At 61.8% G+C, this 13,583-nt stretch carries 12 protein-coding genes, 4 tRNA genes and 1 pseudogene; 5 read left to right on the forward strand and 12 right to left on the reverse strand.

Annotated elements, in window-relative coordinates; genetic code table 11:
* The 10 genes from YWU_RS16725 to YWU_RS16730 form a co-directional block, all read right to left on the reverse strand.
* On the reverse strand, window positions 1-206 hold a 206-nt coding region (locus YWU_RS16725; protein ID WP_027020786.1), incomplete at its 3' end, for a hypothetical protein.
* A gap of 391 nt (window positions 207-597) precedes the next feature.
* Entirely contained in the window at window positions 598-1,311 is a 714-nt protein-coding gene (rplA, locus tag YWU_RS0112150; protein WP_027020688.1) for a 50S ribosomal protein L1, read from the reverse strand.
* A gap of 122 nt (window positions 1,312-1,433) precedes the next feature.
* Window positions 1,434-1,871, reverse strand: coding sequence for a 50S ribosomal protein L11 (gene rplK, locus YWU_RS0112155; RefSeq protein ID WP_027020689.1), 438 nt, complete (start codon window positions 1,869-1,871; stop codon window positions 1,434-1,436).
* Between the two features lie 369 nt (window positions 1,872-2,240).
* Complete coding sequence (nusG, locus tag YWU_RS0112160) at window positions 2,241-3,113, reverse strand: transcription termination/antitermination protein NusG (protein ID WP_027020690.1); 873 nt, start codon at window positions 3,111-3,113, stop codon at window positions 2,241-2,243.
* Between the two features lie 156 nt (window positions 3,114-3,269).
* Window positions 3,270-3,599, reverse strand: coding sequence for a preprotein translocase subunit SecE (secE, locus tag YWU_RS0112165; RefSeq protein WP_027020691.1), 330 nt, complete (start codon window positions 3,597-3,599; stop codon window positions 3,270-3,272).
* A gap of 36 nt (window positions 3,600-3,635) precedes the next feature.
* Window positions 3,636-3,708: transfer RNA gene (locus YWU_RS0112170), tRNA-Trp, on the reverse strand.
* A 76-nt stretch (window positions 3,709-3,784) separates the two neighbouring features.
* Window positions 3,785-3,858: transfer RNA gene (locus YWU_RS0112175), tRNA-Met, on the reverse strand.
* A 50-nt stretch (window positions 3,859-3,908) separates the two neighbouring features.
* A tRNA-Thr gene (locus YWU_RS0112180) sits at window positions 3,909-3,981 on the reverse strand.
* Window positions 3,982-4,399: 418 nt separating this feature from the next.
* A tRNA-Tyr gene (locus YWU_RS0112185) sits at window positions 4,400-4,484 on the reverse strand.
* 95 nt (window positions 4,485-4,579) lie between these two features.
* Window positions 4,580-5,620: a polyprenyl synthetase family protein gene (locus YWU_RS16730; RefSeq protein WP_034647846.1), complete on the reverse strand. Its 1,041-nt coding sequence runs from the start codon at window positions 5,618-5,620 to the stop codon at window positions 4,580-4,582.
* 117 nt (window positions 5,621-5,737) lie between these two features.
* Here YWU_RS16730 and YWU_RS0112195 point away from each other — a divergent pair, with 117 nt between their 5' ends.
* Window positions 5,738-7,072 (forward strand): geranylgeranyl reductase family protein, encoded by a 1,335-nt coding sequence (locus YWU_RS0112195; RefSeq protein ID WP_084142164.1) that lies wholly within the window; start codon window positions 5,738-5,740, stop codon window positions 7,070-7,072.
* Between the two features lie 25 nt (window positions 7,073-7,097).
* Here the strand turns inward: YWU_RS0112195 and YWU_RS0112200 are convergent, their stop codons facing one another.
* On the reverse strand, window positions 7,098-8,057 hold the full coding sequence (locus YWU_RS0112200) for an L-lactate dehydrogenase (protein WP_027020693.1): 960 nt from the start codon (window positions 8,055-8,057) through the stop codon (window positions 7,098-7,100).
* Window positions 8,058-8,485: 428 nt separating this feature from the next.
* Here YWU_RS0112200 and YWU_RS16735 point away from each other — a divergent pair, with 428 nt between their 5' ends.
* Window positions 8,486-9,991, forward strand: a complete 1,506-nt coding sequence (locus YWU_RS16735) for a sugar porter family MFS transporter (protein ID WP_051260337.1) — start codon at window positions 8,486-8,488, stop codon at window positions 9,989-9,991.
* Between the two features lie 79 nt (window positions 9,992-10,070).
* Window positions 10,071-11,975, forward strand: a complete 1,905-nt coding sequence (locus tag YWU_RS0112210) for an ABC-ATPase domain-containing protein (protein WP_084142166.1) — start codon at window positions 10,071-10,073, stop codon at window positions 11,973-11,975.
* On the opposite strand, the gene YWU_RS0112215 is transcribed toward YWU_RS0112210, so the two are convergent.
* Window positions 11,972-12,919, reverse strand: coding sequence for an aldo/keto reductase (locus YWU_RS0112215; protein ID WP_034647847.1), 948 nt, complete (start codon window positions 12,917-12,919; stop codon window positions 11,972-11,974). The genes YWU_RS0112210 and YWU_RS0112215 overlap by 4 nt on opposite strands.
* A gap of 157 nt (window positions 12,920-13,076) precedes the next feature.
* Between YWU_RS0112215 and YWU_RS18470 the strand changes: the two genes are divergently transcribed.
* Together YWU_RS18470 and YWU_RS18950 are read left to right on the forward strand one after the other, a co-directional pair.
* Entirely contained in the window at window positions 13,077-13,307 is a 231-nt protein-coding gene (locus tag YWU_RS18470) for a GNAT family N-acetyltransferase (RefSeq protein WP_205618336.1), read from the forward strand.
* Between the two features lie 12 nt (window positions 13,308-13,319).
* Window positions 13,320-13,556, forward strand: a pseudogene (locus YWU_RS18950) (GNAT family N-acetyltransferase); the annotation flags it as partial.
* Between the last annotated feature and the right edge of the window lie 27 nt (window positions 13,557-13,583).

Genomic DNA, 13,583 nt, shown 5'->3' on the forward strand with positions numbered 1-13,583 from the left:
TGAGCGTCAGTGAATATCTGCCGACCGGAACTATTGCCGGCTAGGTCTTCGCCAAAGGCGCGGTACCGATCGTAGAAATCACGGGTTTGATCGACCTTCGTGCCCATGATCTCGGTGATTCTGCGGTAGCCGTAGCCTTGTTTGATTAGTTCTCCGCCGCGGGCCCTCATGGCTGGGTCTCTGAAATCTTTGGGTGTGTCACCCATAGTGCTTTCCCCTTTGGTGGTTGGAGTGGGACTTTGTGGTCTTCTCTCCAACTTTTGGGGTTCACTTCATGAAAGGAGGGTGGGTTCAGAGTGACGTCTGGGACTCGCCGGGGTGCAGGGCACGGCGGACGGGATCAGGCGGAGGGGATCAGGCGGAGGGGATCAACCAGAGGAGAACAAGCCGAGGGGATCAGGCCGAGGGGATCAGGCGGAATGAATCGGGCAGGTCAGGCGAGGTGAAGGGGATGGGAGAGGCGCCGGACAGATAGGAGACATGAAAGACGCCCCCATCGTGCAGATCTGGGATCTGGGATGGGGGCGTCGGGAAGCACGGGGTTAACCGTGCTCAGCGAGCACTACGCCAGGCGAGCCTGGCGGTACTGGTGAAAAACTACTCAGCAGCGCCGGTGTAGTTCTTCTCCACGGACTCGTCGACCGGGATTCCCGGGCCGGAGGTCGAGGAGAGGGTGACCTTCTTGACGTACTTGCCCTTAGCGGCAGACGGCTTCAGGCGCTGGATCTCATCGAACAGTGCGCCGTAGTTCTCGGCGAGCTGCTCAGCGGAGAAGGATGCCTTGCCGATGGTTGCATGCAGGTTGGAAGCCTTGTCAACGCGGAAGGAGATCTTACCGCCCTTGATCTCAGCAACAGCCTTAGCAACGTCGGTGGTGACGGTGCCGGTCTTCGGGTTCGGCATCAGGCCACGCGGTCCGAGGACTCGCGCAACGCGGCCGACCTTGGCCATCTGGTCCGGGGTAGCGATCGCAGCATCGAAGTCGGTCCAGCCGCCCTGGATGCGCTCGATCAGCTCGTCGGTGCCGACAACGTCAGCGCCAGCCTCTTCAGCCTTGGTGGCGTTCTCGCCAGCGGCGAAGACGACGACGCGGACGGTCTTACCCGTGCCGTTGGGCAGGGAGACGGTGCCGCGGACCAGCTGGTCAGCCTTGCGGGGGTCAACGCCGAGGCGGATGGCGACATCCACGGAAGCGTCGTAGTTCTTCGAGGAGGTCTCCTTCGCGAGGGCAGTTGCCTCGATCGGGGAGTAGACGCGACCCTGGTCGATCTTCTCGAGTGCGGCCTTGTAAGCCTTGGAGTTCTTGCTCATGTCACGTTCCAATCACGTACTTGGAGTTGTGGTGCGGGCCGATAGCTGGCTCTTCCACATTTCTGGTTTTCGCCCATAGTGCTGGGCTGGACAGCGGAGAGTTCCGTTGCCCGAAGTGGGACTTAGTTGCCCTCGACGACGATGCCCATGGAGCGGGCGGTGCCGGCGATGATCTTGGCGCCCGCCTCGATGTCGTTGGCGTTGAGGTCCGGCTTCTTCTGCTCGGCGATCTCGCGGCACTGGTCCATCGTGACGGAACCGACCTTGTCGGTGTGCGGAACTCCGGAGCCCTTCTGCAGGCCTGCGGCCTTCAGCAGCAGCTTGGCTGCCGGCGGGGTCTTGAGCTTGAAGTCGAAGGTGCGATCCTCGTAGACGTTGATCTCAACGGGGATGACGTTGCCGCGCTGGTTTTCAGTCGCAGCGTTGTACGCCTTGCAGAACTCCATGATGTTGACACCCTGCGCACCGAGCGCGGGGCCGACCGGCGGTGCCGGGTTAGCGGCGCCTGCCTGGATCTGCAGCTTGATAACTGCCTGAAGCTTCTTTTTCTTGGGAGCCATATTCTTCCTGATTCCTCGTGTTCGTCACCGTGGGGGCCGGGTTCCGTCAGGTACGGCAGACGGGGCTTGTCCTCGGTGGGAGCGGACGTTCACGCCTCACGGTCGCTGCGGTTGGTTCTGCTCCGCCACCCGGTGACTTTCGGGTGGTGGCACGTCATTGCCCCGCAGTGTCCGTCGATCACGGTGCCTCGAGTGTGAGGCATCCGGACGTCGGCATGCACAAACGGACAGTGTACGCCCGCAGAGCAGGAAAAGAAAAAAGACCCGCTTCCCGACGTTCCCCTCCCCCACTTTCCTCAACCTCCACCTCGGGAGTGGGGGTTGGGGATGTGGAGCAGGACGTCGTAAAGCGGGTGCTTCTAGGAGCTCTTAGTTGAGCTTCTCGACCTCATCGACACCGAGCTCAACCGGGGTTTCGCGGCCGAAGATCGAAACCAGAGCCTTGATGCGGCCGGTGACCGGATCGATCTCGGAGATGGTCGCCGCGACGGAGGCGAACGGGCCGGAGAGGATCGTGACGGACTCACCGACCTCGTAACCGACGCTGACCTGCTCCCTCTGCGGTGCCGGAGCAGAAGCCACGGACGTGCCCTCGGAGGTGTCCTCCACGGCTCCTGCCTTGACGGTCTCCTTCGGCATCAGGAACTTGGCGACTTCGCGGATCTTCACCGGAGTCGGGTGGCCCTCGGAGCCGACGAAGGAGGTGACACCCGGGGTGTCACGGACGACGGACCAGGACGGATCGTCCAGGGACATTCGGACTAGGACGTAGCCCGGCAGCAGCTTGCGCTTGACGACCTTGCGCTTGCCATCCTTGATTTCCTCGACCTCTTCGAGGGGCACGACAACCTCGTGGATCTGCTCATCGATACCCATGGTCTGGGCACGCATTTCCAGGTCGGTCTTCACGCGGTTCTCGTAGCCGGAGTAGCACTGGATGATGTACCAGTCACCCTTGCGGCGCTTGAGCTCACGCTGGAACTCGCGCAGACGACGGCGGTACTCCTGCTCCGGGTCGGAGCCTTCCTCCGGGGCTTCTTCGCCGGCGGGGGCAGCGGCCTCGGCGGCGGGTTCCACTGCTTCGCCTTCCGGGGTCTCCGGGGCTTCCGGGGATACCTCCGGGGTGGCTTCTGCGGTAGCGACGGCGTCGTCGATATCCGCCTCCGTCATCGATGCCTCGTGCGCGTTGGCCGTGCTGTCACCGGTGTTCGCGTCAGAGAAAATGTTGTTCTCGTCAATCATGGCGGATGCCTTCCTGTGTCCTTCGTCGTCCTGGGATCGTGCCGCACGACGGGCCCGTCACGGACCGTCCCGCTGAGCGCGACCCTGCCAAAACTAAACCCGCCTACCGTTGGACGGTGGCGGGATCAATCATCTGTGGTCAGTATAGCCCAGAAATCAGCCGGCTTCGAACAGGGCCCGGACACCTTCACCCGCGGCGAAGTCAACTGTCCACACGATAGCCAGGGTGATGACCAGGAAGATCATCACGACGATCGTGTAGGTAACCATCTGACGACCGGTCGGCCAGATGACCTTACGGATCTCTTCAATGACCTGCTTGAGGAAGGTAAAGGGGTTTCCGTTTGCGGAGTTTTCCTTGACTTCGCGCTGACGCGCCGGAGCCTGGGTGGAAACGGAAGATGCAGGGGCGGACACACCGCGAGCCTGACGCTTACCGGACGGACGCTCTGCGCCTGCTCCGGAATTGCTGTTCTGCTCGGCCACGTCTCTCCTAGATGAAGATTGCTGTTGGGGATATTGCAGGGGCGACAGGACTTGAACCTGCAACCTGCGGTTTTGGAGACCGCTGCTCTGCCAATTGAGCTACGCCCCTTCATCCATCCGTGAAGACTCACGAACGGTTCCCAACCCTAGCACGGGGCCGGATCTGAGCGGTGAATGTTCACCGGTAGCGATGGGGGGGATCGAACCCCCGACCTCACGATTATGAGTCGTGCGCTCTCACCATCTGAGCTACATCGCCTTAGTTGAAATTAGGGCCACCGTGAGACCACGGCGGCCCTAGAGCAACTGAGCCCCCTGACAGAATCGAACTGTCGACCTTTTCCTTACCATGGAAACGCTCTACCGACTGAGCTAAGGGGGCGTAGCCTCTGGGGCTGGCCGCTACCTGCGCTGTACTGCGCTGTTCTGCGGCCCTCCGTTGAAGCCTCCAAGAGATTAACCAATATCGCGCCGCGAACACAAATCCCCAGGTAGTCGCATAGAACTGCTCGCCTTTTAGGTCGCTTTTCATGCATCATTGCGGCCGCTTGCAGCCGGCGGGCTCCAGCAAGTCCCCGCACACGCCAGAGAGCCCCACAGTGCCCTCCCGGGACACCTGACGAAGGAATCGCCTTCGGACGTGGCGCCGACACCCTGCGAACGTTTCACTACGGTCCTAGATCTGCAACCAGTAGAGGGCGCTCTGGCCACGTTGGAAGGGCGAGGTCCCACTTCCCCACTAATGAGGACCCCCGGACATGCAAGAAGGACCCCGCAATAATTTGCGGAGTCCTTCTCTGTGGTGCCAGATGATGGATTCGAACCAACGTAGGCAATGCCGGCGGATTTACAGTCCGCTCCCTTTGGCCGCTCGGGCAATCTGGCGTGCAACCTCTCGGGTGCGGAGCAAATATTACCCAGAGGCCTGTCACTCACCAAACCCGCTGGATACAGCGACTATCGAGGCCTTAGAGCCGGAACTACCCGACGCGACGAACCGTGTAATTCGCCAACTGCGACAGGGCTGCCTTCGCGGGGATGTCCGGAAGGTCAGCGATAGCGGCTTCGGCCTCATCGATCAGTCGCTGCACGGTCTCCAGTGCGCGATCGGCACCGGAGGACTGGCGGAGGAGGTCGAGGGCTTCGTTTACGAGGGCGTTATCGGTGACAGGTCCGACGAGGATCTCGCGGAGCCTGTCTCCCACCGGACCTTCTTCACGCAGGGCGTAGAGAACTGGGAGGGTAAAGACTCCCTCGCGCAGATCGGTGCCAGGGGTCTTGCCGGATTCGTCAGAGACGGAGGCGATGTCGATGATGTCGTCGACGATCTGGAAGACCAGGCCCACCTTCGCGCCGTAACTACCCAGCGCATCGATCACCGATTGATCAGCACCAGCATGCCTGGCCCCCAGGGATCCAGCCGAGGCGATGAGCACACCGGTCTTCTCCTGGATAACTGCCATGTAGTGCTCGATCTCGTCGCCGCCTTCTGGGCAGCCGAGAGATTCGCGCATCTGGCCCGTGACCAATTCCTGGAACGTCTCCGCAAAATGAGCAACGGTGTCGGTGCCGAGGTGTGCCAGAAGCCTGGACGCCGCGGCGAACAGATAGTCACCAGAGAGGATCGCGATGGAGTTAGTCCACCTGGAGTTGGCGGACTCCACGCCACGGCGCATGTCCGCCTCGTCCATCACGTCATCGTGATAAAGCGTGGCCAGGTGAGTCAGCTCGACCACCGTCGCCGCCTGAGTGACGGCCGGAGAGTCAGGATTCGGCCCGAACTGGGACCCAAGAACTGCGAGCATCGGACGGAAGCGCTTGCCGCCAGCCTTCGCCAGATGACCAACCTGCTCCACGAGGAATGACGCGCCCCTACTGACCTCTTCAGTCAGCAGGTCTTCGCATTTCTGCATACCCGCGGTAATCACTGCTTCGAGCTCGGGATCTCCCAGGTCTGCGCTGGAGACACCAAGCCCCGACGTGCGCTGGGCATCCTTCGCGGTACTACCGCCAGTTCGCATAAAGGGTCCTGCCTCGTGATGGTCAAGGGTCTAATTGAACTTACCGTAGTGGACTGGACCTACGTACGCGTATGCGCCCCTGCGGGAGGCACCCCGGGCGTCGGTTAGTCTGTGGCAATGCGAGACGACGCACCTTCCAACAACGCCAATCCGGGCCGAACCCCTGGTCAGGGAAATTTCTCCCAGATTCCGGCTTCCGTGGACGTGCTGGTCGTCGGCGGCGGACCCACCGGCGCAGCCGCAGCCGCCCATGCCGCTGCCGCAGGACTGGACACACTGGTTGCAGATTCACGCACTTTCCCACGTGACAAGACCTGCGGTGACGGGCTGACCCCTCGTGCCATGGCGGAACTGTCCCGCTTGGGGCTGTCGGAGAAGGTCACCGCTAATACGGTGAACCGTGGGCTGAAACTGCACGGATTCGGCGGAACGGTCACTGCGCCATGGCCGGAGAGCCGGGATTTTCCGCCCATTGGCGCTGCTGTGCCCCGCACTGAATTCGATGCTTTAGTTCTCGACCATGCAGCTGAATCCGGGGCAGTAGTGGCGGATGGGTATGAGGTTGTTGACGTCGTAAAGCCTTCTCTTAGGCGCGTAACCCATGCGGTCCTGAAGGGACCGGATGGAACCCACACCGTCCAGGTGAAGTATTTGCTGGTGGCCGATGGGGTGCGATCGACCGTCGGGAAGCGTCTGGGGCGAGTGTGGCACCGCGATCAGGTGTTTGGTGTCGCCGCGAGGTCGTACTGCCACACCGATGTGCACGAGGAATGGATCCACTCCCATCTGGAGCTTCGCGACGCCTCCGGCATCGCTCATCCGGGTTACGGCTGGATCTTCCCTCTCGGTGACATCGCCGGCGATGGCGAACAGGTCAACCTCGGCTGCGGCGCCCTGGCCACTGATTCCCGGCCCGCACGGGCGAACGTGAAGAAGTTGCTGCACCACTACGCAGGCACCGTTCGCGAGGAATGGGGCTTGAGTGAGCCGCAGAACGTCACTTCCGCACTTCTGCCGATGGGCGGAGCGGTCTCGAATGTGGCGGGTGTGAACTGGGCGCTCATCGGCGATGCTGCGGCGCTGGTCAACCCGCTTAACGGCGAGGGCATCGACTACGGAATGGAATCTGCGCGGCTGGCGGTGGACTTGATTCTGGCAACCGCTGGCGACCCCGACGGCCTGGTGCACTCCTGGCCCGCTGCCCTGCGCGAGCACTACGGCGAAGGCTTCTCTCTGGCTCGTCGACTGGCCAAGCTGCTGACAGTGCCGCAGTTCCTGCCAACCGTCGGACCGGTGACCATCGGCGCTCCGTATGGCAGTTCGCTGATGTCTGTCGCTGCCCGACTGATGGGCAACCTGGTGACTGAGCAGGATAAGGACATTGTGGCCCGGCTGTGGCGAACCGCTGGCAGAACCTCCATGGCGCTAGACACGCGAAAGCCCTGGGCCTGAGGACCCAGGGCCGCGTCGAGTCTAATCAGAGGCTGGAACGGACGTTGTTCGCAGTCTCGGTGAGAGTGTGGGCGGACTTTTGGAGCAGGTCCAGTTCCTTCTCGGAGAAGGTGGTCTCGTGGATCGGGTGCGCGCCGTCAGCGTTGACGATGCACGGCACCGACAATGCGACGCCGTCGATTCCCTTGTAATCACTGAGAACTGGGGAGACCGGCAGGATCGAGTTGGAGTCCTGCATGATCGCCTCAGTGATCACGGCACCGGACAGTCCGATGGCGTAGTTCGTGGCGCCCTTGCCTTCGATGATTTCGTAGGCGGCGTTGCGGACCTTTTCGGCAATGTCGTCAAGGTCCTCAGGCGCGAACACCTTCTTCCCATCGCGGGTCCACTCCAGCAGCGGCACCTGGCCGATGGTCGCGGTGGACCACAAGGGGAATTCGGTGTCGCCGTGCTCACCGACGATGGATGCGTGGACTGAGCGTGGCGCGATGCCAGCCCTCTCGCCCAACAACCAGCGGAAACGGGAACTGTCCAGCACACAGCCGGAAGCGAACATGCGGGCCGGGTCCGCGCCGGTCCGCTCAACGGCGAGCATTGTGAGGACATCACAGGGGTTGGTGACGATGACGAAGATGGCGTCCGGAGACTGCTTCTTCAATTGCGGGATCATCGTGGCGAAGATCTTCGCGTTGGTTTCGATCAGCTCCAGGCGGGTCTGCCCGGGCTTTTGTGCGGCACCGGCGGTGACGACGATGACGCGTGAACCTGCGGTGTCGGCGATGTCAGCGGATCCGGTGACAGAACTGGAGCCGGTAAACATGGCCCCGTGTGCCAAGTCGAGCGCTTCAGCGCGGACCCGAGTTTCGTTGATGTCGTAGAGAACGACCTCATGTGCGGTGTGACGGATGAGCATGGCGTACGCGGTTGCAGATCCAACCGCACCCGCTCCCACCACGGTGACCTTTGATTTTTCTGCAGCAGCCATAGCTCCATAGTTCCACCGGACGGGGGTTCGCTCCACCGGTTCACACACGGTAGGGGGTAGCCGGACAACCGGGCGGTGGCCTCACCACGGAAGTCTCCGAGAATAAGTGAGCAACTGCACTACTACAGCGTTACCCCGACCATGCGCAGGACCTTCACCAGGGGTCGCCGCATCGCGACGCATGCCCTGATCTGGCCACGATGGAACAAGGACCAGACTGGGCACCCCTTCGCACCTACGGCCTCCGCACGGGCGATGCGCAAGCCCGGGAATCAATTCATTGTGTAATTCATGTCACACACTTATCGTTAAGGAAAATCAAATATCTCCGCTTTCCCCGATATCCCCTCCTTCCCGCGTAAGACAGTTGACCCGGCTGGCCCGGGCCTCGTCGCGTGCCCGAAACAATCAGGAAAGGTTGGCTCGCCATGAGCGACCAAGCATCTGTAGCAGAAGACGACCCGTTGGGCGGAGCCCAAATGGATGATGGTGGAGACGCCAAAGGTGTCGTCCGCATCGCCAGCGTCGCCGCACTCGGCGGCCTCTTGTTTGGCTATGACAGTGCCGTAGTCAACGGAGCGGTCAATGCCCTCGGCCGTGTGTATGACATCAGTTCGGGTCTTCTCGGATTCGCCGTCGCCTCCGCCTTGATCGGAGCAGCAACCGGAGCGCTAACCGCGGGACGCATCGCCGACAAAGTCGGGCGTATCTGGGTGATGAAGATCGCGGCGGTGTTGTTCTTCTCTACTGCGATCATCTGTGCCCTAGCTCCTGAAGGCACGTTCGGACTATGGGTGTTCATCATCTTCCGCCTCATCGGCGGCGCTGGTGTCGGCTTCGCGTCTGTCATCGCACCGGCCTACATTGCGGAGGTCTCCCCGGCTCGAATCCGCGGCCGGCTGGGGTCACTGCAGCAGCTGGCGATTGTCTCTGGCATCTTCCTGGCGCTGCTGATCAACTCGATGTTGGCTCGAGCCGCCGGCGGCTCCGGAGAAACCTTGTGGTTCGGTCTTGAGGCGTGGCGCTGGATGTTCCTCGTTGTCGCATTCCCCGCCATCATCTACGGAGTGCTCGCTTTCACGATCCCGGAGTCTCCCCGATTCCTCGTCGCAAAGCAGCGAATTCCGGAGGCACGCAAGGTCCTCTCGCTTCTGCTCGGTGAGAAGAACATGGAATTCACCATCGACCGTATTCAGCAGAGCCTGGACGCCGAGAAGGATCCGTCCTGGAAGGATCTGAAGAACAAGAAGACCGGCAAGATCTACGCGATTGTCTGGGTCGGTCTGGGTCTGGCGATGCTGCAGCAGTTCGTCGGTATCAACGTGATCTTCTACTACTCGAACGTGCTGTGGGAGTCCGTCGGATTCGACGAGTCGCAAGCATTCACGTTCTCGGTCCTTACCTCGATCATCAACATTGCCACCACGATCGTCGCCATCATCTTCGTGGACAAGATCGGCCGCAAGCCACTGCTGATCATCGGTTCCTCGGGAATGATCGTCTCGCTGACCGCGATGGCGATCGTCTTCGGCGCCTCCCCGGTGGTGGACAGCGAACCGGTGCTCACCGGCGCCGGCGGACCGATCGCGCTGGTCGCAGCCAACGTGTTTGTCATTGCCTTCGGTATGTCTTGGGGCCCGATTATGTGGGTGCTGCTCGGCGAGATGTTCCCGAACCGCATCCGCGCAGCCGCCCTGTCCCTGGCCACCTTCGGTCAGTGGATGACGAACTTCCTGGTGACAGTCTCTTTCCCGGGCCTGCGGGATATCTCGCTGGGAATGACCTATGGCATCTACGCAGTGTTCGCGGTGATCTCGCTGATCTTTGCCATCCGGTACATCCGAGAGACAAAGGGAATGACCCTGGAGGACATGGACAAGGTCCTCGACGAGCCCGCTGCCATCGGCAAGGCGAAGAAGCTCCAGGCGACCTAGTTTTTCCTCCGCCCCACTCCCCCAGGGCCGTGCGCTGCACGGCTGCCGGGGGTCAGTTGTTTGCCTAGAGTAGGCACGCATGAACAGCCGAAATAGTGGACGACAGCACCCAAGAGGGTCTCGCTCCGGCGGACCCAGGCGCGGCGGTGGTCCCGGCAATCCGAATCGTGGCCGTCGCCCGGACGCTCAGTCCGCACGCCCCACTGGCAGTGACGTCGACCTGTCGAAATTGCTTCGGGACATCGACAACGCCGGCTACGGATCATACAAACGCCTCGGCGGTGGCACTTTCGATCTGCCACTGCCGGATTCCGATGCCGTAGCCACCTTGCATATCGACCGCATCCAAGCGGATCCGTATGCACCCCCGTCACGGATGCGGGTATCGATCAGCACACCCACGTGTGCTTTCCCTGACGCCCTGCACCACGGTCCGCTGAACGAGTCTGCTCAGGCTCAGGTCGCCCTTTCCGACTTTCTTATTCGACGGTGGACCCGGTCGCAGAAGACGCATCTGCCCGGCGGTAAAGGGAAAAGCACCGGAGGCCTCAGCATCGGCGGCGCCGGACAACAAGTTCTAGAGCGCACCGGTATCTCGGTGACACCCGATCGAATCGAAGCCAGGGTCGACGTCAGCCTCCCCGCTGCAGGGCGACGCGTTTTAGGCCGCGAGGCAGAGCGGCTGCTCTGCGACACGATCCCCGCGATCGTGGCGGAGACCTTTCTCTACGAGAGGTTCAGTGGGGATCAGCGGCGGGCGGTTGAGGAGCACGTCGTAACGCTGCAGGAGCAGGAGTATCTGCGCTCCCAACTCGCAGTCAGGCGGCTCGTCGGATTCGTCGGAGACGGTTGCGTCCTGCCGAGGGCCGCTGGCGATTCTGATCTTCCGATGACCTCTGCCACCGCGGAGCCATTCCAAAGTCCGGAGTCACTTCGGGTCAGTGTCGAACTCCCCACCGGCCGCACCGTGACGGGCATGGGTATCCCGGAGGGAGTCACCGTCATCGTCGGCGGCGGGTTCCACGGCAAGTCGACCCTGCTTAGGGCGATCGAACGCGGGGTGTATCCACATATCGCAGGTGATGGTCGGGAGTGGGTCATTACCCGCTCCGATGCTGTCTCGGTCCGAGCAGAGGACGGGCGCCCGGCCACCGGCGTGAACATTTCCCCCTTCATCGACAACCTGCCCACCGGCGACGACACCAGGGCTTTCACCACCACAAATGCCAGCGGTTCTACCTCTCAGGCGACGAATCTGGTGGAGGCCACCGAAGCCGGCGCGACGGCGCTGCTCATCGATGAGGACACCTCCGCCACAAACTTCATGATCCGAGACGACCGAATGCGCCGCCTCATTCCGTCTGATCGCGAGCCCATTACCCCGTTTGTTGACCGCGTCCGGCCCTTGTATGAGAGCCGTGGGGTGTCCACGGTGCTCGTCGCTGGAGGTTCCGGCGCTTTCTTCGGCGTGGCTGACCAGGTGATTGCCCTGGATACGTACGTGCCGGTCGATGTGACGGACAAAGCCCATTCGCTTTACGACGCCTCCCTATCCCCCACCTCCCACACCGAAACTCCGGACCAGAACCGGAACTCAGTCAGCTTCGACTCCGCACCTCGGATTCCAGACGCAAAGTCACTGCGCTTGACCGGCAAGTTCCGCTCCGCGAAGGTCCGCGGTGCGCGTGCGATTCAATACGGGGACACCACGATCGACATGGGCCTCGTTGCTCAATTGGTGGATTCGGAGCAGACCTCAGCGCTCGGGCTGGCGATGGACCGAATTGCCGACATTGCAGCTGAATCAGACTCCGAGTCGGGCCTGAGCACTGTAGATCTAGTCGCGGAGCTATTTTCCCGGATCAGCGAGAGCGGCCTGGATGTTCTCTCCCCCAGTTCCGGTCATCCGGGTCACCTCGCGCGGCCGCGACCCCAGGAAGTGCACGCGGTGCTCAATAGGTACCGGAACCTGCGGCTGCGCTAGAACTGAGCGGAGGCGACGTCCAGCGCCGTGACCTCGTCGTCGGAAAGCTGAAGCCGTGTTGCGGCGAGGAGCGCCGGAATCTGACTGGCGCGGCTGGCCGAGGCGATCGGGGCGGTGACGCCCTTGGCCAGCACCCACGCCAAGGCCACCGAGGTCGGCTCGGCGCTATGGCGGTCAGCGATCTCGACGAGGATATCCACGACTCCAAACGGGTCGGATCCCTTCTCCAGATAGCGCCGGACCATCGCTTCGCGAGCGGCGCCGGAGATATCGTCGGCCGAACGATACTTGCCGGTCAACAGGCCCGAGGCGAGCGAGAAGTAACTGAACACGGCGACGCCGTATTCCTCGGCGATCCCCTGAAAGTCATTTTCGTAACCACTACGGGCCAGCAGGCTGTAGTCGGGCTGGATCGCTACTGGAATGGCGCGCCGGTCGCGGACCTGGGCTGTTTCGAAGAACTCGCGCATGCGCTCTGGGCGGTAGTTCGACAGTCCGATGTACCGCACCCGGCCAGAGTCGACCAGGGCTGCGGCGGTGTCGACCTGGTCGATAATATCTACTGACTCATCGTCGAAGTGGTAGTAGTACAGATCAATCACGCCGGTCTGGAGCCGTTCCAGAGAATCATCGAGGTTCCGCAGGACTACGTCTCGGGTCAGGCCGGGGGCACTGCCCAGAGAGCCGACCTTCGTCGCCAAGACAATGTCCTCACGGTTGCCTCGGGTAGCGAGCCAGCTGCCAAGGACAGTCTCTGATTCGCCGCCAGAATGCCCTTCTGCCCACTGGGAGTACACGTCCGCGGTATCGATGAAGTTGCCGCCACCTGCCACGAATGCGTCAAGAACGTCGAAGGATTCTTCCTCGGTGGAGGTCCATCCAAAGGTGTTGCCGCCGAGGTTGAGCGGGGTTATCTCCAGGTCGGTGCCCGGAATGGTCACCATGTGGAAGGGGTTCTGTGCCGGGTTATGGGGTGTCGCCTGTGTCATGCGGCCCACGGTACCCACTCCCCGCCGACGCTATGCGAACTATGTTAGGTTTGCGGTCATGTTGGATTCTACGCCGCTGCCACTATGAACCGGCCAGGCAATCCTTCGAGCGATGCGCCCCGAGGACGCAGCCGCATACGCCGCCGGAACCGACGATCCGATGGTGCGCCAATTCGCTCACCTTCCGGAGCCGAAATACACCGAGGAGTCGGTGCGAACACTTATCCAGGGAACAATTCAGGAAGGTCTAGACCGCGGAGATCTGGCAATGCTCACAATCGCGGACCCCACCAATGACGATTTCGCAGGTAGCCTCGTACTCTTCGACGTGGAAGGCGACTAGGTCGAGGTTGGCTTTTGGATTCATCCCGAACACCGCGGCGGAGGAAAGGCCGGAGCAGCGCTGAACCTTGCAGCGGACTTGGTCAGTCGAAGTGGATTCACCATGGTGCAAGCGAGAACAGTCCTCGACAACGAGGCGTCTCAACTCGTACTGGAACGGTCGGGCTTCCTTCGAGGAGACGCTGTTCGCGATACAACCCCGTCGGGACAGGAAACTGTTCTGCTCCACTACCACCGCGATATTGAATAACGCGCGTCGAGCGGCTTCACTCTTGTG

Origin of the sequence: Corynebacterium sputi DSM 45148 (assembly GCF_000427865.1) — a bacterium.
Classification (GTDB): Bacteria; Actinomycetota; Actinomycetes; order Mycobacteriales; family Mycobacteriaceae; genus Corynebacterium; species Corynebacterium sputi.

Coding starts and splice junctions, on each gene's coding strand:
- YWU_RS0112210 (WP_084142166.1), top strand. CDS start 10,071: ATGAACAGCCGAAATAGTGGACGACAGCACCCAAGAGGGTCTCGCTCC.
- YWU_RS16730 (WP_034647846.1), bottom strand. CDS start 5,620: ATGCGAACTGGCGGTAGTACCGCGAAGGATGCCCAGCGCACGTCGGGG.
- YWU_RS18470 (WP_205618336.1), top strand. CDS start 13,077: ATGCGCCCCGAGGACGCAGCCGCATACGCCGCCGGAACCGACGATCCG.
- YWU_RS16735 (WP_051260337.1), top strand. CDS start 8,486: ATGAGCGACCAAGCATCTGTAGCAGAAGACGACCCGTTGGGCGGAGCC.
- rplK (WP_027020689.1), bottom strand. CDS start 1,871: ATGGCTCCCAAGAAAAAGAAGCTTCAGGCAGTTATCAAGCTGCAGATC.
- nusG (WP_027020690.1), bottom strand. CDS start 3,113: ATGATTGACGAGAACAACATTTTCTCTGACGCGAACACCGGTGACAGC.
- YWU_RS0112200 (WP_027020693.1), bottom strand. CDS start 8,057: ATGGCTGCTGCAGAAAAATCAAAGGTCACCGTGGTGGGAGCGGGTGCG.
- YWU_RS0112215 (WP_034647847.1), bottom strand. CDS start 12,919: ATGGTGACCATTCCGGGCACCGACCTGGAGATAACCCCGCTCAACCTC.
- YWU_RS0112195 (WP_084142164.1), top strand. CDS start 5,738: ATGCGAGACGACGCACCTTCCAACAACGCCAATCCGGGCCGAACCCCT.
- rplA (WP_027020688.1), bottom strand. CDS start 1,311: ATGAGCAAGAACTCCAAGGCTTACAAGGCCGCACTCGAGAAGATCGAC.